Raw genomic sequence first — 25,118 nt, forward strand, 5'->3', positions numbered from 1 at the left:
TATTTTATGTGTGCAGTTTTGAAGGTACATGAAAAACCTTAAAAAAGTCCTTGCAAAAGAGGTTGCAAAGGACTATAATTAAATAGTGATATTCCTCGATAGCTCAATGGTAGAGCACACGGCTGTTAACCGTGGGGTTGTTGGTTCGAGCCCAACTCGGGGAGCTTGAAAGTCTGTAAAAGTGATGCTTTTACAGGCTTTTTTTGAGTTCTGTAGAATGAAAAATAATTGCATGTGGAAGAATATAGTTGACACAATTTTGGTTGTGGAATATAATGAACTAAACAAAATGGAGAAGATAAATCTAAAATATTAAGAACGGAGAATGATTATGCTATATGATTATATCAAGAAAAACTATAATGAAGCAGAACCTATTTTCTTTTCGGATTTGGAAAGAGAGAATATAACAAAATCTGCGTTGAATCAGCAATTAAAAAAGCTTTGCGATAAAGGATTGCTTATGAAATATGATACTGGGGTGTATTATATTCCTAAGGTGACTTTGCTGAATTCTGTAGTTGGACCGAATGCAGATATGGTGGCGAGATACCGCTTTATTTCTAAAGGGGACAATATTGACGGATTTTATGGTGGCAATTCTTTTGCTAACCAGATAGGAATAACGACTCAGGTTCCCAGAGTGGTTGAAATTGTAAGTAATAATACGAATTCCTCAGACAGAGAGGTGCGTATTGGAAACAGACGATTCTACGTGAGAAAGCCGATAGTTCAAATAACTAAGGAGAATGTTTATGTATTGCAGATGTTGGAATTGCTAAAAAATCTTGATGCATACCTTGATTATTCATACGAAGAGGCAAAAGAAAAATTTGCTGAGTATATATCGCTTCATGGGATAAAAAGAAGCGATGTGGATTGCTATATTAGGAAGTATCCGTTGTCAACATTTAAATATTATTATGAATTGGAGTTGGATCATGTACTTGCATAAAGAAAATAGGGAATTATTCCGTGATGTAATCTTATTGACTTCTCAAAAGTTAGAGGTAAGTGAGGACATTGTTGAGAAAGATTACTACGTAACTATGATTTTGAAGAAGTTGTCTGTGATTGAATATCCAGTTGTTTTTAAAGGTGGCACATCTCTTTCAAAAGCGTTTCATGTGATAGATCGTTTTTCAGAGGATATAGATATCACATTTACGGAACATTTGGGCGAAGCAAGGCGCAAGAAATTAAAATACAATATTTTAAAACCAACTGCTGATGAATTGGGGATGGATATTCGTAATTTTAATTTTGTGGAGAGCGATAAAAATCTGAATCATTATGATTTCTATTACGAATCAGTTGTCGGAGACAGGGTGATTAATGCTATTCCACCTTATGTGAAGTTGGAAACATCGTTAATGTCTTATGCATTTCCTACAGAAGAAAAGAAATTAGGTAATTATATTTTCGATGCACTGGGAAATGTGGAAAAAGAATTAATTGAAACATATGATTTAGGAATATTTCCTATGAGAGTACAATCACTTAATCGTACGCTTATTGATAAAGTATTTGCGGTATGTGATTATTATATGCAAGGAAGAGCGCATAGAAATGCAAGACATTTGTATGACATATATAAACTATCTGAACATATTGTAATAGATGACGATTTTTTGAAACTTGTAAAGGAAGTGCGTAATCATAGAATAGGAATGGGGACGAAAATTGCACCTGCAGCCCCTTTGGATATTGATATATTGGAATTGGCTCAGAAGATATGTGACGAGGATTTCTATAAAGGTGATTATAGGGAAACTACCCTCAAGTTAACTTCAGATTCTTTAGCATATGAAGTGGTAAAGAATCATTATAAGCAATTGGTAGAAAAGATATTCGACAATTGAACAATTATTGTTCAGAGATCGGAAATTGATGAGGCCGTGAGCCCGATGATGAAATATATCTTCACCAGTATTAAGGAATAGTCGGTAAGGTGCGTATTCCTGGCAATGGTAGAGCACACGGCTGTTAACCGTGGGGTTGTTGGTTCGAGCCCAACTCGGGGAGCTTGAAGACCTGTAGAAGATAAACTTTTACAGGTTTTTTGTTGTTTGAATTTGTTATGGCGAAAACTTGAGCTCAATACATGCAATTACATGTGAAATGAGCAAAAAAGCTTCCTGCCACGTAGTTTTTCGCAAGTCCTACGTGTCAGAAGGAGAAAAACAGAAATTCCCACGTAGTTTTTCGTAAGTCTTACGTGTAAAATGCGCAAAAAAGCTTTCAGCCACGTAGCGTCCCCCAAATTCTACGTGTCTGCATCAAAAAAATCAAAACCCCCACGTAAATCAAGTACAATCAAGCCCAGCCTTCCCAAATAGCAACCAGATCACGGCCAGATCACAACCAGCTCACAATCAGCTCACGCCCAGAAACAGGCACCTCTATTCCAACAAGCACAATTCCCCCAACACCCCGTCTCCCCAACAAAACACAACAGGGACGGGGCATTGCCCCGTCCCTGCATCATCTCAATAGATTATCAAGAGATATATTCAATTCTAGATCACATCGCGGCGTTTTACATATCCCGGTTCTTCAGGAGTTCCAACGACCTCTTTTACATGGATCAGTTTCGCACGTTTGTCAACGACCATATTCTCAACATGAACATTCTCGCCGATGTATGCGCCCGGAAGGATAACGCTGTTCTTGATTACAGCACCCTTCTTGATCTCGCATCCACGTCCGATGATGGAGTTCTCAACAGTACCTTCGATCAGACATCCGTTGGAAACTACGGAACCGCGAACCTCAGCATCTTCAAAATACTGTGTCGGGCAGGAATCATTGGTACGTGTATAGATTGGCCAGTTCTCATCGAACAGTGTTCTTGCACTCTTAATATCGATCAGAGACATATTTGCCTCATAGTAAGCCTTGAAGTCTGTGATAGCTGCAAAGTAACCACGATGGGATACGCCGCGGATATCCAGTTCCTCACATTTGTGATTAACAATATCACGGAGAGAGTACATAGAAGAAATACTCTGTGCTGCCTTAACCAGATCAATAAAGAGTTCTTTCTTCATAACATATGTATCCATGAAGATATTTCTGTTCTTAGCGTTACCGCGGTTGCGCTCGATAGAAAGGACACCTTTCTGCTTATTCAGATTCACTATATCGCAGTTCAGGAATGATTCCTTTGCATTATCTACAGAGTGATATAACATGGTAATGTCTGCTCCGGAATCGATATGCTGCTGAAGCAGGTTATCGAAATCCATCTGGAATACCATATAACTCGGAGCGATGACAACATATGGAGGAATCATCTTCTCAATGCTCTCCAGGTTCTCTGAAAATGCTGCGATATCTGTATTATAGATATCATTCTCCGTTCTGTTCTCAGAGAAAAGCATCTGTACCTTGCCGCGCTTGGAGTTGATACTATAGTGACGTCCGGTTCCCAGGTGCTCAGCCAGGGAACGAGGTTTTCTTCTAACATATACCTGAATGCGTTCAATGCCGCTGTTACTCATATTAGAAATAGGAAAATCGATGGTGCGGTATCTTCCGAGGAAAGAGAAAGCTCCGATTGTGCGGTAGGTCTCCAGTCCTTCTACCCAAATGTGTTTTGCAGAAGAAGACACAATTCCAAATGCTTTAGCCATTACTATTCTACCCCCTTTACTCGTTTCGCAATGAGCTCGATATGCTCACTGTCAGCAGAACCTACAACAGCCTGCTTACCAATCTTGACACCGTCTGCAACCAGTGCACGTGTAATAACAGCGCCATCCTCAACAACAACGCCCGGCATCAGGACACTGTCGATAACCTTAGCGCCTGCACCAACCTTAACACCGGTAAATAATACAGAATTCTGAACATCACCTTCGATTACACAGCCCTGTGTAATAAATGCGCGCTTAATGCTTGCATCCGGTCCGATGTACTGCGGAAGTGCTGCAGTATCTTCTGTATAAATATTCCATGTACGGTCATTTAAGTCAAGTTCATTGTTCTTGTCCAGCAGATCCATATTAGCTTCCCACAGGGAATCAACGGTTCCAACGTCCTTCCAGTATCCTTTGAACTTATAAGCATAGAGAGTCTTGCCATCATTCAGAAGAGCCGGGATAATATCCTTGCCAAAGTCATGGTTGGAATCCGGATTCTTCATATCTGCCAGCAACATCTTGCGCAGAAGCTTCCAGTTGAAAATATAGATACCCATGGAAGCCAGATTGCTCTTCGGATTCGCCGGTTTCTCTTCAAATTCCACAATGCGTCCGGTCTCATCTGTATTCATAATACCAAAACGGCTTGCTTCTTTAATCGGAACCTCGATAACGGCGATCGTAGCATCAGCACCTGCAGCCTTATGCTCGTCCAGCATCTTATCATAGTTCATTTTATAAATATGGTCTCCGGACAGGACCAGAAGATACTCCGGAGAATATGTATCGATAAAATCGATATTCTGAGAAATAGCATCTGCTGTTCCACGGTAAACATCCAGGTTGGCATCAGCTTTTTCACGCGGCGGTAATACAAATACACCACTGTCCTTGGCATCAAGACCCCAGCGGCGGCCGGCAGCTACGTAGCTGTTCAGAAGAATTGATTCATACTGTGTAAGAACACCAACAACATCAATACCACTATTTGCACAGTTACTGAGGGGGAAGTCAATTATGCGATACTTTCCTCCATATGAAACGGCCGGTTTTGCTACTTTGTTCGTTAACTCATGCAGGCGGGAGCCGCGGCCACCAGCCAGAATCATCGCTAACATATTGTTTTGTTTCATAGTGAACCCTCTCTTTCAGTTTATTAAATATATTATACAATTATTTGTTAAAATTTTCTACATAAGTTGAAAAAAATATAAAAAATTATGTGTAAAATATTCCCAGTTATCGAAATCGACAAATTTCAACGTGAAATCGTGACAATATTGCACCAAAATGGTAAAATATTAATATATTTTGTAGTGAAGGAGAACAGTATGGGTGGTGAGGGAGAGAAAAAACAGGAATTATTGGCAATTCTCGACGCGCTTGAGATGAATTTGTATCTGACAGACATGGATACACACGAAATCATTTTTATGAATAAAATGATGCGCGAAACATACGATCTGGATGATAATGGAGGAAATCTGTGCTATAAGGCCACACAGATCGGCAAGGATGCTCCCTGTAAAAGCTGCAAGATATCTGAGCTGAAGGAACGGGAAGAGGGAGCCGTCATACACTGGCGTGAATATAGTGAAAAGGTAAATAAAATATTTGAAAAATACGACAGTCTCGTCCGATGGAATGGAAAACCGGCACATATGCAGCATTCCTATGATGTGACGAGATTCGTGGAGCTCCAGGAACAAGCCACCCGGGATCCCCTGTGTCAGGTGTGGAACCGTGCAGCCGGGAAAAACATGCTCCAGAACGTCATTGACCATATGGAAAGAGAGAACCATTTTTATTCAGTTCTGCTTTTCGATGTGGATAATGTAAAATATGTGAATGATAATTACGGCCATGCAGAAGGAGATTTCCTTTTGCAGCATATCTGTCAGCATCTGAAAGAACGTATACAGATGCCGGATTTCATCTTCCGCCTGAGCGGTGATGAATTCGTCATTGTACTTCAGGATGTAGATGCAAAAGAAAGCCGGAAGATGATCCGTCAGTGGCGCAAGTCGGCGGAAGGGATCAGGCAGAAATATGCAAAGCCATACGACTTTTCCTTTACTTACGGAATCTGCCAGGTGGACCACCCGCAAAGTATCAGCGACATTATTGCCCAGGCAGATGAATTTATGTATGAGGCAAAACTCCGAAGGAGAAAGACCCGTGCATTTCAAAAGATGGAAATATATGCGGAAGACCGGAAAGAACTGCCCATTGATGTGGAATATCAGTCAAAAATGCTGTACGGGGCACTGCTCCAGTGTACGGATGATTTCGTATTCTTCTCTAATATGAAGACGGGCATATATCGCTACCCTTCTGCCCTTCTCCGGGAAGTGGCTCTGCCGGGAGAGATTATAGAGAATCCGCTGCCCTACTGGGAGCAGATCGTGCATCCTGACGACTGGGATAGATTCTATCGGAAACATGTGGAATTCAATGAGAACAGGCTGGATTACGGTTCTCTGGAATTCCGCGTCAGAAAACGAAGCGGCGAATATGCATGGATGCGATGCCGGGGCCGGCTGGTGCGGGACGATTATGGAGTGCCGACGTTATTTGTAGGAGTCATGGAGTTGCTGGGAAAACGCAATAAGATTGATCCGCTTACACAGCTCATGAATCAGAACGCATTCTTTGATGCACTTGAGAGCAGGATACAGGAAGGAATTGTAGATCAGTTCGCAATTCAGATTGTAGATATAGATAACTTTCATCAGATCAACGAACTGTATGGCCGTGCACTCGGTGACCGGCTCCTGCGGTCGATGGCGCAGACCATTCAGGACAGGCTTACAGACAACATACGAATCTTCCGCCTGGAAAAAGATCAGTTTGCACTCATCGTTGAGCACGGAACAACAGAGAAAATGAAAGAAATATATGGTCAGATTTGCGGATATGTGACAGAGATGGAGGAAAAGAACCGATACCGTCTTCAGATTCAGCTGTCCGCAGGCTCTGCCATGTATCCGGGAGACAGCGACGCGGCAGAAGAACTGTATCAGTGTGCCGAATATGCGCTTCGCTATGCCAAAAATCAGGGAAAAGGGCGGATGGAGATATTCAACAAAGCCAGCCTGAGAGAAGAGCGGAAGAAATGGCAGATGCGGCGGCAGCTCCGCCTTTCCATGGCAGAAGATTATCGGGGATTCGAAATCCGTTATCAGCCCCAGGTGGATGCCATGACCGGAAAAATCACAGGAGTAGAGGCACTGATGCGCTGGAAGGACACTCTGGGCAAAGAAGAAAAACCGGGGGTATTCATTCCCATACTGGAAGAGTTCGGCATGATCTACGATGCCGGTTACTGGATCCTGAGAAAAGCAATGCAGCAGGGAAGAGAATGGATTGCGACAGATCCGCTTTTCAGCATCAGTATCAATGTGTCAGCACTCCAGTTTGTAGAAGAAAGATTCCTACCGGATCTGGAGGCCATTATAATAGAAGAAACATTCCCGCCACAGAATCTGATCATCGAATTGACAGAGAGCTGCGCGGTAAAAAACATCAACATATTACAGGGAAAATTAGACCAGATACGCCTGATGGGCATCCGGATCGCCATGGACGACTTCGGAACCGGATACTCCTCCCTGGAAATGTTAAAGACAGCTCCGGTGGACATCGTGAAAACCGACCGGACTTTTATCAAGGACATCCCTACCAGCAGATTCGATGCCACCTTCATAAGCTTCGTCATAGCCATCTGCCACGATGTGGGAATCAAAGTGTGCGTGGAAGGCGTGGAGCATAAGGAAGAGTACGAAGTGCTCAGAACCATGGTCCCGGACTATATCCAGGGATTTTACTTCGGAAAGCCGCAGACTGCGGAGGAAATCACGGAGCAGTTGATGAAAAATAACGAATAACCCCCATAATTCGACAAGGAATTGATGGAAAAGTGCAAAAAAAGTGAAAAAAGGAGATAATACTTGTAAATAAATAGTGAATCTTGTATAATACATATAGACGTCGAAGCTGACTTTCCCGGAAAGTCAGTTTTGTCGCGTAAAAAAATAGAAAAATTTTTAACAGATTCAAATCGTCGCCTTGTCGCGTTTGAAGGGTTAAGATGTAATAGTGCAAGAGAATCTGCCTGCGTAAAGACAGAATGGCGAAGCATACCCATTTGACGAGAATCTGACGCGGAGACAGGTTCTCTTTTTTGCGTTTATTACATTATGAATCATAAATAAGGAATGTTAGAAATTTTTCCGGAAATCAGAGGCAGCAGTTATGTGGTATGTGGTACAGGTACGAACCGGCACAGAAGAGAATATCAGAATACAGTGTCAGAAAAGAATACCGGAAACCATACTTCAGCGCTGCTTCATTCCATATTATGAAGAAAAGAAGCGTATGCGGGGAGAATGGGTGACATTAAAGAAGGTACTTTTTCCCGGATACGTTTTTATGGTTACGGAAGAGCTGGAAGAGCTGTATCTTCAGCTTCGATGTGTGGAAGGACTCACCAGACTTATCGGAACCGGAGATGAGATTGTACCGATAAGCTCCCGGGAGGAAGCATTCCTCCGACGAATGGGAGGAGAAGAACAGCTGGTACATATGTCAGAAGGCATTATTGAAGGAGCGCAGGTGCATGTCACGACCGGACCTCTTCAGGGAATGGAAGGATATATCCGGAAGATTGACCGACATAAGAGAAAGGCTTATCTGGAAGTATCCATGTTCGGGCGCATGCAGTCCATACAGGTGGGACTGGAAGTTGTGGCAAAGACGGAGTAGGAGGAAGAAAATGTTCGAAGGTGTGACGGCAGTAGATCCGGTAAACGCAATCATAGCAACGGGTGCAGTTATTATAGCAGGACTTATCATATTTACTATAAGGAAGAAAAAAGAAGGAACATTTTGAAGAATGTTCAAAGGTTATAGAGTTACAAGGGGATAGTTATCTAAATGGAAAAGAAACACAGTAAAGGATTGCCGTGGCTGAACAGGGCAGTCCTTTTAGCATTTATGGATGCATTAATCATATCAATATCTTATCTGATCGCACTGATGCTTCGGTTCGATCTCTTATTTTCTCAGATACCAAGAAACTATATTGAGGGCTATATCTGGTCCATGCCTTTCTGGATTGCGGCGACGATAGTTGTATTCTATGCATTCCGTTTGTACCACAGCGTATGGAGGCTGGCAGGTATCACAGAAGTGGGAGTCATGATCTCGGCTTACATCGTATTGGCAGCAGTATACGGAGCAGGAATCTTCTTCATGCATCTTCGGATGCCGAGAGCTTATTACTTCATGGGATATATCTTAAGCTTCTGCCTGACAACGGGAATGAGATTTTCTTACCGTCTGGTAAGGGCGTATTCCAATAGGAATCCACGATTTGATTCGTTGAAAGAACAGGACAGAATCATGGTCATCGGAGCAGGGGCAGCAGGACAGGTTCTGATCAGAGAGCTTCAGAATACAGATAAAATGAGTACCCGCGTATGTTGCATTATCGATGACAATCCGGCCAAGATCGGGAAAATGCTGGAAGGCGTCCCGATTGTGGGAAACCGCTACGATATCGTAAATATGGTGAAGAAGTACCATATCAATCACATTATCTATGCCATTCCTGCGACAACCGGAAAGAACCGCAAGGATATCCTGAACCTGTGCAAAGATGCCGGATGCCGGATGCAGACGGTGCCGGGTGTCTACCAGCTTGTAAATGGAGAGGTCAGCGTCAGCAAACTGCGTAATGTGGAAATCACGGACTTACTGGGTCGCGCTCAGGTCAAGGTAAATAATGAAGAAATCTTCCATGTCCTTCGCGGCAAGACCATTCTGGTTACCGGAGGCGGCGGTTCCATCGGAAGTGAGCTGTGCCGACAGATTGCAAGTGCAAATCCTGCGCAGCTGATTATCTTCGATATCTATGAAAATAATGCCTACGAGATACAGCAGGAACTGAAGCGGAAATATAAAGAACTTAACCTGACAGTGCTCATCGGTTCAGTGCGAAATACGAACCGCATTAATTCTGTTATGGAGAAATATAAACCGGATGTGGTATTCCATGCGGCAGCCCATAAGCATGTGCCGCTGATGGAGGACAGCCCGAATGAGGCAATCAAAAATAACGTCATGGGTACATATAAGACTGCAGTGGCAGCGGCACAGCATGGCGTGAAAAAGTTCGTGTTGATTTCTACGGACAAGGCAGTCAACCCTACCAATATCATGGGAGCATCCAAGCGTCTCTGCGAGATGGTAGTGCAGATGATGAACCGTCAGTGTGAAAACACGGACTTTGTGGCTGTTCGATTCGGAAATGTACTGGGAAGCAACGGAAGCGTTATCCCTCTCTTCAAGAAGCAGATTGCAGAGGGCGGTCCGGTAACCGTAACCGATAAAAATATCATTCGTTACTTTATGACCATACCGGAGGCAGTGTCACTGGTACTGCAGGCATCCTACTATGCCAAGGGCGGAGAAATCTTCGTTCTGGATATGGGAGACCCGGTAAGAATCGATGATATGGCAAGAAACCTGATCCGTCTGTCCGGATACACACCGGATGTGGATATCATGATCAAATACACCGGTCTTCGCCCGGGAGAAAAATTATATGAAGAACTTCTGATGGATGAGGAAGGACTTCAGGAAACAGAAAACGAACTCATTCATATCGGGAAACCGATCCAGATGGATGATGATTGGTTTGAGAAAAAACTGAGGCAGCTGGATGAAGCCAGCCACAAGGAGAGTGAGGATATGAAGGCAATCGTGGCGGAAGTAGTGCCGACGTATCAGTATAGGAAGTCAGAAAGATAGAGGGAGAAGAAGAGAAATGCAAAGCATTGAACTTAAGAATAAAACAGTGTTTATCACCGGTTCTGCGGGATTCATCGGAAGTAATCTGGTTTTGGAACTTCTCCGGACACAGTCTCCGATTCATATCGTGGGCTTAGACAACATGAATGATTATTATGATGTTTCTATTAAAGAGTGGAGACTTAGTGAGATTGAAAAATGTGTATCTGAATATGATGAATCCAAATATCAGTTTATTAAAGGTGATCTGGCTGATAAAGCTCTGATTGATCAGATTTTTAATGACTACAAGCCGGATATTGTAGTCAATCTAGGTGCTCAGGCCGGTGTTCGTTATAGCATTTCCAATCCGGATGCTTATATCCAGTCTAACATGATTGGATTCTACAATATTCTGGAAGCCTGTCGTCATTCTTATGATGGCGGAGCGAAGGGGGTAGAACATCTGGTGTATGCTTCGTCATCGTCTGTCTATGGAACCAATAAGAAGGTTCCGTACAGTACCGAGGATAAGGTTGATAATCCGGTGAGTCTTTATGCAGCGACAAAGAAGAGTAATGAGTTGATGGCTCATGCCTATAGCAAGTTATATAACATCCCTTCGACAGGGCTTCGGTTCTTTACCGTTTATGGACCGGCAGGAAGACCGGATATGGCATACTTTGGTTTTACCAATAAACTGCTGAAAGGTGAGACGATTCAGATATTTAATTACGGAAATTGTAAGAGAGATTTCACTTATGTAGATGACATTGTTGAAGGTGTAAAGAGAGTAATGCAGGGAGCTCCGGAGAGAAAGAACGGAGAAGACGGTCTGCCTATACCACCGTATGCTGTTTATAACATCGGTAACAGTAATCCGGAGAATTTATTGGATTTTGTGCAAATATTGAGCGAAGAGTTAGTCAGGGCAAAGGTACTGCCTGAGGATTATGATTTTGAAAGTCATAAAGAACTTGTGGCCATGCAGCCGGGAGATGTGCCGGTAACTTATGCTGATACCAGCGCTTTGGAGAGAGACTTCGGGTTTAAGCCGAGTACAAGTTTGAGAGACGGACTGAGACAGTTTGCAGAATGGTATAGAGAATTTTACAGAGTGTGATTCGTATTTTTTCAGAAAGGGAAATAGAAGTTTATGAATAAGAAAATCGCAGTTGCCGGAACAGGATATGTGGGCTTGTCTTTAGCGACGCTTTTGGCTCAGCATAATCAGGTTACTGCTGTAGATATTGTTCCGGAGAAGGTTGAAAAGATCAACAATAAGATTTCTCCGATTCAGGATGAGTATATTGAAAAATATCTGGCAGAAAAAGAGCTAGATCTGGTTGCTACAACTGATGGGGCTTCGGCTTACAAGGATGCTGATTTCATTATCATTGCGGCTCCGACGAACTATGACAGTAAAAAGAATTATTTTGACTGTTCAGCTGTGGAAGCGGTAATTGAATTGGCAATGAGTGTGAATCCAAATGCGATTCTGGTTATCAAGTCCACAATTCCGGTTGGTTATACAAAGAGCGTCAGGGAGAAGTATCAGAGCAGGAACATTATTTTCAGTCCTGAATTTTTGAGGGAGTCAAAAGCCTTATATGATAACCTGTATCCTTCCCGCATTATTGTATCCTGTGATGAGGATACCGAGGAAAAGGCAAAAGAGTTTGCTGAGTTACTTCAGGAGGGAGCCATCAAGGAAGATATCGATGTGCTTTTTATGGGATTCACAGAAGCTGAGGCTGTGAAACTGTTTGCGAATACATATCTTGCATTGAGGGTGAGTTACTTCAATGAGCTGGATACATATGCCGAAACAAAAGGATTGAACACGCAGCAGATCATAGAAGGTGTTTGCTTAGATCCACGTATTGGAACTCATTATAATAATCCAAGCTTTGGATATGGCGGATATTGTCTGCCGAAGGACACAAAGCAGTTATTGGCAAACTACGCAGATGTTCCTCAGAACATGATGTCTGCAATTGTTGAAAGTAACAGGACAAGAAAAGACTTTATAGCAGATCGGGTTCTTGAGATTGCGGGTGCTTATGAAGCTAATAGTCAGTATGACAAATCCAGAGAAAAGGAAGTCGTTGTTGGCGTATATCGGTTAACCATGAAGAGCAATTCGGATAATTTCCGTCAGAGTTCTATCCAGGGTGTCATGAAACGTATCAAGGCTAAGGGTGCCAAGGTCATTATCTTTGAGCCGACAATGGAAGATGGAAGTACTTTCTTTGGATCAGTGGTTGTTAATAATTTGGATGAATTCAAGAAACAGAGCCAGGCAATCATTGCTAACAGATATGATAGCTGTTTGGATGATGTGAAAGACAAGGTTTACACAAGAGACCTTTATGGAAGAGATTAAGCATCACAAGGTGATCTTATATGAATAAGAAAGCAGTTAAGATAGGAATTGCTTCCGGGATTTTACTGGGGACAACAATTATTGTATATGCAATAACGTCATTGTTTTTTACAAGTAGTGAAACATCAAAACTTTCAAAAAAGACGGTGTTTCAATTCGATCTGTCCACTGATATGAAAGCAACAGAAGTTGGACCGGGAGGTAGTTTTGATGTAAAGCCAGTTGTATATAATGACGCAACTGAAGAAATGTACATTTTTATTCAAGTGGATATGCCGACAACTGTAGATGGGGTACTTTACTCCTTTGATGTTGATAATGAATGGATTCCTGTTAGTGATAATGACGGAACAATTATCTATGCGTATGGTAGTGCAGAGATGACAGCATTACAACCGGGAGACAGTACAATTGCTTTGACTGAACGAATGACAATGATCGAAATGAGTAATGCAGAATATGCATCTATTGATGATATTAATATTACAATCACCGGTTATGCGATAGGTATAGAGGGTGTGTCTGTGGATCCTACAGAGGCATGGGAGCAATGTAAAGAGATTGGGAATATTCAATAATAGACATTAGTCCCTATCCATTCATCGACCACTTATAAAATGTGTATATATAAGTACATTCGTATATAAATCCTTTGTTTATAAAGGCTTAAGTGGCCGATAAAAGGGTAGCAAATACCGGGAAAATGGTGGTGAATAGAGGAAAAACGGGCAAAAATAGCCCGAAAAACCCTATAATCTCGACTTAAATGTCTAAGTATTCATCAACCTTTAATAGCACCAGTCCTCATAAGGACTTCAGTGTAGAAAATTAGATAGCCATGGAAGAGAGAATTATCGAAAGCAAGGAAGTAGGAAAGATGAAAACTGATAACTTCGGTTCAGATAACATTGCTATACAAGCCATGCAGAATCTGCAGGATGGTATGTCTGGCGCAGCAAAAGAGGCAGGTATAAACTCTGAAGATGATGTGATGGACATGTTATCTGAAATTGATAGAGAAGAGCTATATGCCAAGCTTAAGCAAGGGCTTGAGGATGTAGAACAAGGAAAGACAACTCCTCTTTCTGAAGCACTTGATGAAATAAAAGAGATGCTGGAGAAAAGAAGAAAAGAAATAGAAAAGTAGAGAAAACAAAAAACCTTTGAGGCTTTAATGATTACCTGGGTGTGGGTAATGATTAAAGCCCCAAAGGGAGCTGAAAAGAAAACTAGGCAGAAACGGTAAGGACCGGATGGTAAGGGAAGAATGGGTACTGCACATCAGTACATACCAGTTCCTTCATATCATCCCTGAGAACACAGCCTTTTTCGATGTCGAAGTATCTGCGCTCAAAGTATGACCTGGTTTCAAGCAGGACATACATTGGACTGGTGCTTGCGACATTGAATTTGCTGGGTTTACCCCAATGGTTTAAATCTTCACCATCGAATGGCTTGGCTGTTACTGGTATGGCTTTCTCGCCATTGTCCAGTATCATGGGAAGATATCCATCCCTACATCTCACTTTTGCAATAAGAGGATTTGCGAAGTGAGCGGCATACTCTTCAGGAGTCTGTGCCGGTTTGTTCCAGTGTGTTTCCATCTCCCAGTCGAATCCGGTAACGGGTGGCTGGTAAGAAGGATCTACTGAAAGGAATGAAGTGTAAAGGATAGGGTGAATCGGCTTGGATGAATAGTTGATTTCATCAACCAGGAAGAGGTTTCCCTTGTGATGAACTTTAAGTTCGGTTTCAAGTTTGAACTGTCTTTGCAGGAATTGGCTCTTTGTCGGTTCCAAGATGAAGATGAGTTTACCAGGTGAAAGCCAAATCACTGCAGCATTGACAAGGATGCTGTCGTTTATGCCGTACTTGAGGATGTCATTTTCAAGCCTTATCTGAACCTCTTTTTCTACTCTTGCCTTACCTTCCACAGTGGTTGTGGATTGGTTTTGCAGGATAGTAGAGTTGTTGGATAGGGATTGGATGAGCTTGTAGGGAATATAGTGTGTTGCTTCCAATGCTTGTCTTCTCAATTGACTGCCTCCTTTACAACTTTGCAGATCGCATATTTTGGGCGCTTGTCTGCGAAGGTTTTCTCAACAATCCGGTAGGCCTCATTACCAATGAGGATTCCTTCAAGGTTGAAGTGTTTGTGCTTGAGTTCGTATTCGGTCACAAATACTTTGATGAATTCCTGATCATCGACAGTGTATTGGTCAACATACACATCGGGCCAGGTGTTTACGCGTTTGGCTTTTTTGCTGACGCCAATTAAGATTGCTTTCATAAAGTACCTCCTTGAAATTCGTACAGAAGTAGTATATCATACAACTGTATGATACCATACAAGAGTAAGAATATCAAGTGTATAAAAGGGAGAAAAACTATGGCTACAACTGCAGAAAGAATCAAACAGTTAAGAAAGAAAAAAGGTATAAGTCAGTCTGAACTGGCTGAACTGATTGGTGTTAAAAATAACACCGTATCAACCTGGGAGAGAGGAACAAGAAAGCCAGACTTTGAGGCGCTCAATCTTCTGAGTAATTACTTTGAAGTATCTTTTGAGTATATCCTTGGAAGCAGCGATAAAGAGGAGGCCAGAGTTAAGCCTACTCAGGATGAGCTTGATCAGCTTGCTTTATCTGCACTTGCAGATGAGTTATATGACAACGTGAAGAAGTACTGCATGCTCAGTAACAAATCACAGAAGATGATTGATGCGCTAATCAACGCAACATATCAGATGGAGAAATTGGATGGTGAGTTGAAAGGTGAAGCATTTGAGATAACGATTGTGCCGAAAGATGTAAGATGAAGTTCTTACAGTGTGTAAGTGTTTTTTATTACACTGTGTAAGAACTGGACATATAGCGTGATTAAAGCACGCAATTAGTCCCTAATCATCTATCAACCTAAAAAACTACCAATCCACACCTTCCATATAACACCCTAAATCCACAAAACCACCAAAAAAATCACTCCACTCTACCAAAAACAACCCAACCAAAGGGTTGGGGAGAAAAAGAGAGTGGCGGCGAGAGGGAAATAGGTGAAAAGAAGGGTGGATGACCACAGGAGAAGGAGAAAATGAGGTTTAGAGAGGTGCATATCGACACCAATCCCTAATCATCTATCGACCCACCTCACCCCACTACTACAAAACAAAACCACTCCTCCACAGGAGCGGGGAGCACACCACTCCCTCTACCTACTTTTACTACTCATCTTTTGTTGAGTGGGGGCGGTGTGGAAGCGGCGTGGGAAAGGTAGAAGTGTGGAGATGGTGAGGTTGAGAAGAGAAAGGAAAATAGATGGACTTTACCGGAACGCTGCTAAATGAATACAACTCCCTGCCAGCATACTGGTGGCTGTGGTTAATTGTTGTGGCTCTGGTGGTCTGGTTGATTGATGGGAGGAGGGTTACTCCTCGACCACTACTGGCAGCTTACATCCTTTTCATCTTGATGGAAACCATCATAGGCCGAAAGACCGGTGTGGGAAGAGTGGAGCTTGTTCCGTTCTGGTCTTACAGTCACCCGGAGCTGAGTATTGAGATTCTCTTGAATTATGTGTTGTTTATTCCGCTTGGAGTTTTGCTCTATTTGTGTTTTGGAGAGAAGCTTGGACTCCGCGTGTTTATAGCAGGGTTTCTGCTATCAGCCTTAATAGAGCTCATCCAGCTCACCTTCAAAATAGGTGTCTTCGAATTCGATGACATGATCGGAAACACAATCGGGTGTTTGATTGGAGCTGTGGTTGGGAAGTTGATAAGGAAGAAAAAGAAGAAGACCACACCAGAGGCGGTGTGAGTGAATAGAAGTAAGGGAAAGATAAGCAGGAAGTAATAGGGATGAAAAAAAGTAAGTCAGGGATAAGGGTTCCCTTAGCATTATATGATTTTCTGATATTCATTATTGTGGATGTGATTCTATTCATCCTTTACCAAGGAGCAGGTGAGTTAACTGCCACAGGTGTAATGATTCAGAGCATCTTAGCTTTTATTACGATTTTCGGGGCAAGATTCATAGGAAAAACCTATCGTCAGATTTGGCGGTACGGCGGGATCCAGTGCTACATAAAGCTATTGTCTGCAGACGTAATAGCATTTTGTGTGTATCTGATAATTGAAAGACTGCTTCCGCTTCAGCATATCGCGTTTGCAAAACTTTTAGCGTTCTGTTGCATGAACACACTTGGTGCGCTAGGAATTCGAATGATTTATCGTTATGCGTACAAATGCGGAAACCAGGATAACACACTAGGTTCAATCCTTCGATTGTTATTAAAAATCTTCTCCAGTGGAACTGTTATGACCGAGCCTGATCCGGATAGCCAAAAGATCAAGATAGCAATCATTGGTGCTGGTTCTGTTGGTGTTGGGCTTGCAGAGGACCTTTTGAACAATAAAAAGGCGCAATATGTGGCCCGGTGCTTTATCGATAGTGATAAGAGCAAGGTTGGCAGAGATATTCATGGAATCTCGGTCATGAGTGAAGATGAAGCTACCTTGGAAGAACTGAAGAAGCATCATATCCAGGAAGTTGTTTTTGCTGTGCCTAATATGGATAGAGGCAGGAAACTGGACCTTTATGATTATTATCAACAGGCTGGATTCCGAATTAAGGTGTTTGATTATCCTTCTATGGATATTCCTGGCAGGAAGAGACAGCTCAGAGAGTTTAATATCGAAGACCTTCTGATGAGAGAACAGAAGGAAATCATTAACGATAAAACAAGAGAATACTATAAAGGCAAAACCATACTCATCACAGGTGGAGGTGGAAGCATTGGTTCTGAACTTTGCAGACAGCTTGCAAAAATGGAGCCAAAGCAGCTAATAGTTCTCGATGTATATGAGAACTGTGCTTATGACGTTCAACAAGGGATTCTCTTTGCCTACAAAGGTGCAGTTGATATTAAGGTCGAGATTGCAAGTATCAGAGACAAGAAAGCACTGAGTAGAGTTTTCAGAGAATATCGTCCCGATATCTGCATCAATGCAGCAGCGCACAAACACGTGCCTCTCATGGAGAAGAACTGTATAGAAGCCGTCGAGAATAATGTATTCGGTACGCTTAATGTAATCCAGTGCTGTGAGGAATTTGGTTGTAACAGATTCATGATGGTCAGCACAGACAAAGCGGTTAATCCTACCAATGTCATGGGTGCCACAAAGCGCATGTGTGAAATGATCATGCAAGCTTATAGCACAAAAGGAATTGTTAAGTGCAGCGCCACAAGATTTGGAAATGTGCTGGGTAGCGCCGGAAGCGTGATACCTCTTTTCGAGAGACAAATTCAAGCCGGTGGTCCAGTAACAGTCACAGATAAAAGGATCATTCGCTATTTCATGACCATACCGGAAGCAAGCCAGCTTGTGCTCACAAGTGGTGCCATGGCAGAGAACGGTGAACTGTTCGTGCTGGATATGGGTAAGCCAGTTAAGATTTATGATCTGGCGCAGAACATGATTGCCATGAGCGGTATGAATGATATCGAGATTATCGAAACCGGACTAAGACCTGGTGAGAAGCTTTACGAAGAGCTGCTGGTTAAGACGGAGGAACTGGAGAAGACAGATAACGACATGATTTTCATCGAAAGAGAAGAAGCCTTAGGTATGAATGAGCTTGAAAAGAAGCTGAGAATATTGAGAACGGCTTGTGATTTCGATGATGACGATGGAGTTAGAGAAGCAATGAGGAGAGTTGTTCCGACTTTCAGAAGACCTGAAGAGGTTAATGGGACTGATGGAGTTTGGAATAGCAGTAGAGAGATTAGTGTCAAGAAAGAATTATCGATTGTCTAGAGAGGTTTGTAATGGTTGGATTGGATCATATTGCGCTTATTGTGAGTAAGGAGGAGAATCTCTCCTTTTACGAAAAGCTGGGATTTAGAGAAACGAGAAGAATAGAAAGAGGATATGACACCGTGGTGTTCATGGAGAACAAAGGGGTTCTTTTCGAGGTTTTTATTGATCCAAACCATCCGGAAAGAGTGAGTGGACCGGAAGCCATGGGATTAAGGCATGTGTGTTTGGTAGTAGAGGATTTAGAAGAAGTGATGAGAAATGTGGTGTGTGAGGAAATTAGAACCGATTGGTTCGGTAGAAGATTTACCTTCGCAAAGGATCCAGATGGACAACCAATAGAACTGAAAGAAAAGAACACACCAGAAGATGGTGAGAAAAATAGATAAGGGGGAACTGATATATGTTTTTTAAAGTTATATTAACTATTCTCGCCATCCTCGCAGTGGCTTTTATATTGATGGTTATTTTGGCTCTGGCGAAGAAAAAGAGTAGTGTATACGGAAATGAACCAGAGCAGAGAAATAAATTAAAAGGCAAAAAGGTAGTATTCGTAGAAAACGAAAATGAGCCGGAGAATGCCGATGGTGTGAGAGGACACCTTGAGGCTGTGGGGGAGTCTGCCCACCAGGCTGGGGTGTATGAGAAGTACATAAAGAGAGGATTAGATGTAATCCTCTCCTTCGGTGGACTTGTTATCCTTTCTCCTGTTTTCCTTATTCTTGCTGTCGCAATATATATTGACGACCCAGGTCCAATTCTTTTTACGCAAAAAAGGACAGGGAAAAACAAACAGTACTTCAAGCTTCATAAGTTTCGCTCCATGAAGATGAGCACACCTCATGACAAGCCGACACATATGCTTGAGAATCCCGAGCAGTACATTACTCGTGTGGGCAAATTCCTTAGAGCACACAGTCTCGATGAGCTGCCTCAAATTTGGGACATATTCATCGGTAATATGAGCGTAATTGGACCTCGCCCTGGCCTGTGGAATCAGGACCTGCTCACTGCTGAGAGAGATAAGTACGGCGCAAATGATGTCAAACCTGGTTTGACCGGGTGGGCTCAGATTAATGGTAGAGATGAGTTGGAAATACCGGATAAGGCGAAGCTTGATGGGGAGTATGTGGAGAAGTTGAGTTTTGGGTTTGATGTTAAGTGCTTCTTAGGAAGCGTTGGAGTTTTCGGTGGAGATGATAGCGTGGTTGAAGGCGGAACCGGCGAGATTAAAAAGGATCACGAAGAGGAAAATAGAGTGTCAGTAGAAGAGAGAAAGCACACATACTCAGTACTTATGTCTGTTTATAAAAATGATGACCCAGACTTTTTGAAAATTGCATTAGAAAGTATTTATGATAAACAAATTGTAAAACCTGATGAAATTGTTGTTGTCTATGATGGACCATTGAACGAAAAGTTATACGCGGTTCTTGACACTTTCAAAGTAGGAAAAGAAGCGGTTGTAAAGTACTATCCACAGGAAGTAAATCGTGGATTAGGAGAAGCTCTTCGTATTGGTTCAGAATATTGTACTTGTGATTATATTCTTCGTATGGATTCAGATGATATTAGTGACGAGCATAGATTCGAAAGACAGATTTTATACGTTGAAAATCATCCGGAAATTGATGTATTAGGAACTGACATCGCTGAATTTAATCAGACTCCAAATGAAGATATGAGAGTACGTTCATGCCCAGAGAAGCACGAAGACATCGTGAATATGGGTAAAAGAAGAAATCCGATGAATCATGTTACTGTTTGTATGAAGAAGAGTGCACTTGAAAAATGTGGTGGATATAAAACATTGCTGTTACTTGAGGACTATTACTTATGGCTGAATATGATAGCTGCCGGATGCAAACTTGCAAATATTCATGAGTCTCTTGTTTATGTACGTGTTGGAAATGGATTTGATTCCAAACGTGGATCTCAAGAGCGTATTGATGGATGGAAAGTACTTCAGGACTTTATGCTTGAGCATAAGATGATTACTAAGAAGGATGCGATGATGAATATGATTTACATCAATGCGTTTGTAAAAACCCCTTCTTGGTTGAAGAAAATTTTGTATTCTAAGTTGTTGAGGAAATGAGAAATGAAAAAAGCTGGAATTATTACTCACTATAATGTTCATAATCATGGAGCACATTTACAGTTGTATGGATTAAGTTGTGTTCTGAGAAATCTTGGATATGAAGCTAAGGCATTACAATTCCAAAAAAACTATGATTTTATGGGAGGGGCTTCAACAGGCGATAAGTATAATATTTCTTTAAAGTCTATACCTGTCTATGCCAAATATTTGATAAAAAACGGTGCTTCTAGAACGGTTTATAATTATAAAAAGCGAAAAGGACTAGCAGCGTTTAGAAAAAAAACTGATATAGTAGGCGCTTATTATTCTGAGGCAAAAGACCTTGATGTTGTTGTTATTGGCAGTGATGAAATTTTCAGTATTGAAGCTGGTCCAAATCCTTGGTATTACGGAATTGGAGTGCCTTGTAAGAAGCAAATTTCATATGCGGCGAGTTTCGGTCCGACAACGATGGAAATGATTGAAGAACATAATATGTCTTCTATGATATCTGCTGGTTTAGCTAGCTTAAAAGAGATAGCTGTAAGAGACAAAAATTCATCTGAAATTGTAAAAAAACTTACCAGTCGTGAAGCTAAAATAGTTTGCGATCCAGTTCTTTTGTATGATTGGAAAACAGAAAAGAACTTGGATATGAAAAAAAGACCTATTAATGAAAAATACTGCATTGTTTATTCGTATGATTACAATATGAATGATACAGATACAGTTAACGCGATAAAAAAGTATGCTGCTAAAAGAAATCTTAAAGTAGTGAGTTTGGCATATTTTCACAAGTGGTGTGACGAAAACGTTAATGTTGATCCATTAGATATTTTTGCGTGGTTTGCAAATTCAGAGATGGTATTCACTGATACATTCCACGGTTCAGTTTTATCTTTGGTAACTGGAGCACAGTTTGTCGCTAAAATACGTGGAAACGGGAATAAACTTTCCTTTTTGCTTGATCAATATGGTGTATTAGAAAGAAAAGTTGACGATTTTTCTGGAATCGAAGAAATTAGTCATCTCCCAATTAATTATGAAGAAGTAAATAAAACTATTGTTTCTATACGTAAAGAATCATTAGATTATTTAGAAAAGGCATTAGGCTAGATAGGGGTAATATATGAATAATGATATGTTAGTATCAGTGATTGTGCCTGCTTATAATGTGGAAGATTACTTGGAAAAATGTATTAGTTCAATTTTACAGCAAACGCATGCAAGTATTGAAGTCATTATTGTTGACGATGGTGCTACTGATAATACGGGGGCAATTGCTGATAAATGCGGTGAAAAAGATGAGAGAGTGAAAGTTATTCACAAAACGAATGAAGGAGTTAGTGAAGCGCGTAATACAGGATTGCTATATGCCAAAGGTAAATATGTTGTATTCGTTGATGCAGATGATTACCTGGCAAATGACTATATTGAGTATATGATGCAATTAGCTAATATATCGGATGCGGATTTTTGTTTATCAAAGAATTGTTTTACAAGGATAAATGAGGGTCAAATTGAGAATGATAGAATTGAAGAATATACACCAGAAGATGCGGTGGCATTGCTGTTATCACCACGAGTGATCGTCGGTTGCTGGAATAAGATGTTTAAAAAAAGTTTTCTTGATGAGCATCAACTAAGATTTTCGTCTAGTTTGTTTTACGGTGAAGGTTTGTATTTCATTACTCAAGCCGCAATGTTGGCAAATCATGTAAATGTAGGTGAACGAAAAGTCTATTATTACAGAAGAAATAATGAAATGTCTGCTACTTCTAAGTTTAACATCGAGAAGATGGTTAATGGAGAGAAGGCACTGGTTGAGATAAAAAAACAATTGGATATTCCTTCAAAAAAAATAGATGATATGTGGCTATTGCATATGTGTATATTCTGTTTGGGAGCAGTCACTAAAATAATAGAGAATGGTAAAAGGAAAGAATTTCAAGAGAAATATAAACATTGGGTTTCTTATATGAGAAAGAACGTTTTTCAAGTTATAAAAAGTCCATATATTTCTTTATATAGAAAGACAATGATAATAGGTGGCTGTGTATCTCCAAACATTCTGGCATTTTTAGACTTAAAACGAAGAAAGGCTATTTCGGACAATAGTGTAGAATAATTGCAAAGATGATGGAGAAATATATGAATAGAAGTAAATTAACAATTATCCATATAGCGGATATTAAAATAAGTAAATTTAGTGGTGTAAGTGTTGTTGTACCAAAACATATAAAAGCACAAGGACAATATGCAAACGTAGGTTTCATTAATGTTAATAATATTGATATTCCTGATATTGAAATTCAGTTTGAGTATTCGCCAGGAGACATATTTAAAAATGCTACTTCTATTTTTAAACATCCAGATTTAATTGTATTTCATGAGGTATATCATAAGGAATTTCTAGAGATATCTAAACAGTTGAGAAGTAAAAAAATTCCATATATTATTATTCCACACGGTTGTTTAACATATGACGCGTTAAAACAAAAGTGGCTAAAAAAAACAGTGGCTAACTTGCTGCTTTTTGGAGCATATATAAATGGCGCGAGAGCTATACAATGTTTGTCAAATGCAGAACTTAATAAAACTTTTAAAGGGAAATATAAATTTATCGGAACCAATGGAGTGACAATTCCGGAAATTTATAAAAGAGATTTCTCAAAAGACGCAATCAAACTTGTATATATTGGTAGGTTAGATCCTTATCATAAAGGTCTTGATCTTCTACTTCAGGCAATCAAACAAGAAGAGGCTTATCTAAAGGAGTATAAGTGCACATTTTCTTTCTATGGACCTTATGTAAAGGAATGGGAAGATTATATTGTGAACTATATTTTGCAGAATGAATTGACGGAATTAGTGTCTTTACATAGAGAAATTAGCGGTCCAAACAAAGAGCAAGAATTGTTATCAGCAGATATTTTTATACAAACTTCTAGATATGAAGGAATGCCACTTGGCATATTAGAGGCGTTAAGTTATGGAATTCCTTGTTTCATAACTTGGGGAACAACTTTAGGTGAGTGCGTTTCTTCATACGACGGCGGATTTGTAGCTGATACAACAGTTAACTCAATAGCTGAAAATTTTCATACGATGGTTGGCGAGCGCAGCAATTTTAAAAACAAATCTGAAAATGCACGATTGCTTGTAAGGGATAATTTTTCTTGGGATTTGGTTGCGCAGGAAACTCTTGCTGCATATTCTGGCCTTATAGAGGAATAAAATTATGGGATTATCAAACTGGCTTTCGCAAACAATGTTAATAGAACGACTAGTAGGTGTCTCTGCTTATTTACTGGTGATTACCTACTTGTACAAATCCTTGAAATCAGGAAATGAAAAGAGATCCTATAAGGCGCTGAATACAGGATTGTTTTTCTTAGTTCTGCTCGCTTTTTTATATATACCAGGTGATAGTGCCGATTTAACAAGAATTCGAGCCATGATTCAAGGCTGGGGGGATATGCCAGTCGATGTATTTATAGGTAACTTTCTTACAAAATCTTCTGTCCCTGTAGCGTATTTGCTTTATTATGTTACTGCAAAAATAGGAATCAAGGGGATTCTTCCGGCCATTTGTGCATTAGTGTACTATTCTAACGGGTTTCATATATTTAAAGTTCTTATTAAGGATTCTAAATATACTGGTAATGCGTTAGCGTATTCAATGTTAGTTTTTATGAGTTCAGGTGCTTTTTTGGAAGTGATTTCTGACGTAAGATGTTTTCTGGCTTTCTCTATTGTAATGAGAGCCATTTTCGATGAGGTATATTTTGATAAGACAATATTCAGACATTTGTTTATTTATATTGTAGCTGCTTTGTTACATCCGGCAGCTATTGTATTGATCATTATTTGGTTGTCATATTACCTTTTCTTTGGCAAAAAATTAGGTGTAAGTAAAACTATATTGAATATTCTGACAATACTAATGTTCGTTGGTATATCAGTTGTATTAGGACAAAGTTATTTAGCAGAAATGTTTACTAAGGCGAGTTCATTTGTAACATCTAGCGGAGGTACGTATTCTTATTTGTGGGAATATATAATAGGCGGACTTCAAGTCGTAATATTTATATTTGTTTTATTCGGAAGAAGAAAAATTGTTGCGGATTTTAAACTTTTTGAAAATTCAAACTATTATAGATTCTCGATAGTTTTAATAGTGCTTATTTTGGGATTTTTTTTTGAATATAACATTTTTCATAGATATATCACAGCATGTTCGTTTGTGATGATTCCGTTAGTGGCTGAATTGTTAACTGCAAGTAGTTATGGAGCGGTACAAGGCAGAAAGTACATGTTTATTCAAGCAATTTCTTATCTTATTGTGATTCTTGCATGCACGAGAGGTAACCTATGTGGCTTTAAATTTTTTGCTTTATAATA

Annotated in this window: 23 protein-coding genes and 1 tRNA gene; 20 read left to right on the plus strand and 4 right to left on the minus strand. The window is 40.6% G+C overall.

Annotated features, from left to right (window positions below; all coding sequences use genetic code 11):
- The first annotated feature begins 92 nt into the window (after nt 1–92).
- From ACQRCC_RS13990 to ACQRCC_RS14000, 3 genes are all read left to right on the plus strand, one after another.
- Nucleotides 93–164 (plus strand) — tRNA-Asn (locus ACQRCC_RS13990).
- 167 nt (nt 165–331) lie between these two features.
- Nucleotides 332–955 (plus strand): DUF6088 family protein, encoded by a 624-nt coding sequence (locus tag ACQRCC_RS13995; RefSeq protein WP_427851378.1) that lies wholly within the window; start codon nt 332–334, stop codon nt 953–955.
- Nucleotides 942–1,862: a nucleotidyl transferase AbiEii/AbiGii toxin family protein gene (locus ACQRCC_RS14000; protein WP_427851379.1), complete on the plus strand. Its 921-nt coding sequence runs from the start codon at nt 942–944 to the stop codon at nt 1,860–1,862. Before ACQRCC_RS13995 ends, ACQRCC_RS14000 begins: the two co-directional genes overlap by 14 nt.
- Nucleotides 1,863–2,519: 657 nt before the next feature.
- On the opposite strand, the gene glgD is transcribed toward ACQRCC_RS14000, so the two are convergent.
- A complete protein-coding gene (gene glgD, locus ACQRCC_RS14005; protein WP_427851380.1) occupies nt 2,520–3,635 on the minus strand; it encodes a glucose-1-phosphate adenylyltransferase subunit GlgD in 1,116 nt (371 codons plus the stop codon).
- A 2-nt stretch (nt 3,636–3,637) separates the two neighbouring features.
- Complete coding sequence (locus ACQRCC_RS14010) at nt 3,638–4,777, minus strand: glucose-1-phosphate adenylyltransferase (RefSeq protein WP_427851381.1); 1,140 nt, start codon at nt 4,775–4,777, stop codon at nt 3,638–3,640.
- 198 nt (nt 4,778–4,975) lie between these two features.
- On the opposite strand from ACQRCC_RS14010, the gene ACQRCC_RS14015 reads away from it, so the two are divergent.
- The 8 genes from ACQRCC_RS14015 (at nt 4,976) to ACQRCC_RS14050 (ending at nt 13,969) form a co-directional block, all read left to right on the plus strand.
- Nucleotides 4,976–7,531 (plus strand): bifunctional diguanylate cyclase/phosphodiesterase, encoded by a 2,556-nt coding sequence (locus ACQRCC_RS14015; protein ID WP_427851382.1) that lies wholly within the window; start codon nt 4,976–4,978, stop codon nt 7,529–7,531.
- Nucleotides 7,532–7,898: 367 nt separating this feature from the next.
- On the plus strand, nt 7,899–8,408 hold the full coding sequence (gene loaP, locus ACQRCC_RS14020) for an antiterminator LoaP (protein WP_427851383.1): 510 nt from the start codon (nt 7,899–7,901) through the stop codon (nt 8,406–8,408).
- Between the two features lie 10 nt (nt 8,409–8,418).
- On the plus strand, nt 8,419–8,535 hold the full coding sequence (locus ACQRCC_RS14025; protein WP_427851384.1) for an LPXTG cell wall anchor domain-containing protein: 117 nt from the start codon (nt 8,419–8,421) through the stop codon (nt 8,533–8,535).
- A 44-nt stretch (nt 8,536–8,579) separates the two neighbouring features.
- Nucleotides 8,580–10,457: a polysaccharide biosynthesis protein gene (locus tag ACQRCC_RS14030; protein ID WP_427851385.1), complete on the plus strand. Its 1,878-nt coding sequence runs from the start codon at nt 8,580–8,582 to the stop codon at nt 10,455–10,457.
- A gap of 16 nt (nt 10,458–10,473) precedes the next feature.
- Nucleotides 10,474–11,559, plus strand: a complete 1,086-nt coding sequence (locus tag ACQRCC_RS14035) for a GDP-mannose 4,6-dehydratase (protein WP_427851386.1) — start codon at nt 10,474–10,476, stop codon at nt 11,557–11,559.
- A 33-nt stretch (nt 11,560–11,592) separates the two neighbouring features.
- Complete coding sequence (locus tag ACQRCC_RS14040) at nt 11,593–12,822, plus strand: nucleotide sugar dehydrogenase (protein WP_427851387.1); 1,230 nt, start codon at nt 11,593–11,595, stop codon at nt 12,820–12,822.
- Between the two features lie 20 nt (nt 12,823–12,842).
- On the plus strand, nt 12,843–13,400 hold the full coding sequence (locus ACQRCC_RS14045; protein WP_427851388.1) for a hypothetical protein: 558 nt from the start codon (nt 12,843–12,845) through the stop codon (nt 13,398–13,400).
- Between the two features lie 260 nt (nt 13,401–13,660).
- Nucleotides 13,661–13,969, plus strand: a complete 309-nt coding sequence (locus ACQRCC_RS14050) for a hypothetical protein (RefSeq protein WP_427851389.1) — start codon at nt 13,661–13,663, stop codon at nt 13,967–13,969.
- 82 nt (nt 13,970–14,051) lie between these two features.
- On the opposite strand, the gene ACQRCC_RS14055 is transcribed toward ACQRCC_RS14050, so the two are convergent.
- A complete protein-coding gene (locus ACQRCC_RS14055) occupies nt 14,052–14,858 on the minus strand; it encodes a hypothetical protein (protein WP_427851390.1) in 807 nt (268 codons plus the stop codon).
- Nucleotides 14,855–15,112: a hypothetical protein gene (locus tag ACQRCC_RS14060; protein ID WP_427851391.1), complete on the minus strand. Its 258-nt coding sequence runs from the start codon at nt 15,110–15,112 to the stop codon at nt 14,855–14,857. The genes ACQRCC_RS14055 and ACQRCC_RS14060 overlap by 4 nt, the downstream gene beginning before the upstream one ends.
- Nucleotides 15,113–15,211: 99 nt before the next feature.
- On the opposite strand from ACQRCC_RS14060, the gene ACQRCC_RS14065 reads away from it, so the two are divergent.
- The 9 genes from ACQRCC_RS14065 (at nt 15,212) to ACQRCC_RS14105 (ending at nt 25,116) form a co-directional block, all read left to right on the plus strand.
- Nucleotides 15,212–15,640 carry a helix-turn-helix domain-containing protein gene (locus tag ACQRCC_RS14065; protein ID WP_427851392.1) on the plus strand — a complete coding sequence of 143 codons (429 nt, stop codon included), beginning with the start codon at nt 15,212–15,214 and terminating at the stop codon, nt 15,638–15,640.
- A gap of 496 nt (nt 15,641–16,136) precedes the next feature.
- Complete coding sequence (locus ACQRCC_RS14070) at nt 16,137–16,634, plus strand: VanZ family protein (protein ID WP_427851393.1); 498 nt, start codon at nt 16,137–16,139, stop codon at nt 16,632–16,634.
- Between the two features lie 41 nt (nt 16,635–16,675).
- Nucleotides 16,676–18,634 (plus strand): polysaccharide biosynthesis protein, encoded by a 1,959-nt coding sequence (locus tag ACQRCC_RS14075; RefSeq protein ID WP_427851394.1) that lies wholly within the window; start codon nt 16,676–16,678, stop codon nt 18,632–18,634.
- 11 nt (nt 18,635–18,645) lie between these two features.
- The gene (locus tag ACQRCC_RS14080) at nt 18,646–19,023 is read left to right on the plus strand and encodes a VOC family protein (RefSeq protein ID WP_427851395.1); all 378 of its coding nucleotides are present in this window, start codon (nt 18,646–18,648) and stop codon (nt 19,021–19,023) included.
- Between the two features lie 14 nt (nt 19,024–19,037).
- Nucleotides 19,038–20,732, plus strand: coding sequence for a sugar transferase (locus ACQRCC_RS14085; protein WP_427851396.1), 1,695 nt, complete (start codon nt 19,038–19,040; stop codon nt 20,730–20,732).
- Between the two features lie 3 nt (nt 20,733–20,735).
- A complete protein-coding gene (locus tag ACQRCC_RS14090; RefSeq protein ID WP_427851397.1) occupies nt 20,736–21,830 on the plus strand; it encodes a polysaccharide pyruvyl transferase family protein in 1,095 nt (364 codons plus the stop codon).
- Between the two features lie 13 nt (nt 21,831–21,843).
- On the plus strand, nt 21,844–22,842 hold the full coding sequence (locus tag ACQRCC_RS14095) for a glycosyltransferase family 2 protein (protein WP_427851398.1): 999 nt from the start codon (nt 21,844–21,846) through the stop codon (nt 22,840–22,842).
- Nucleotides 22,843–22,865: 23 nt separating this feature from the next.
- Nucleotides 22,866–23,951 carry a glycosyltransferase family 4 protein gene (locus ACQRCC_RS14100; protein ID WP_427851399.1) on the plus strand — a complete coding sequence of 362 codons (1,086 nt, stop codon included), beginning with the start codon at nt 22,866–22,868 and terminating at the stop codon, nt 23,949–23,951.
- A gap of 4 nt (nt 23,952–23,955) precedes the next feature.
- Complete coding sequence (locus tag ACQRCC_RS14105; RefSeq protein ID WP_427851400.1) at nt 23,956–25,116, plus strand: hypothetical protein; 1,161 nt, start codon at nt 23,956–23,958, stop codon at nt 25,114–25,116.
- Nucleotides 25,117–25,118: the final 2 nt, after the last annotated feature.

Origin of the sequence: Sporofaciens sp. SGI.106, from assembly GCF_050314255.1 — a bacterium.
GTDB lineage: Bacteria > Bacillota > Clostridia > Lachnospirales > Lachnospiraceae > Claveliimonas.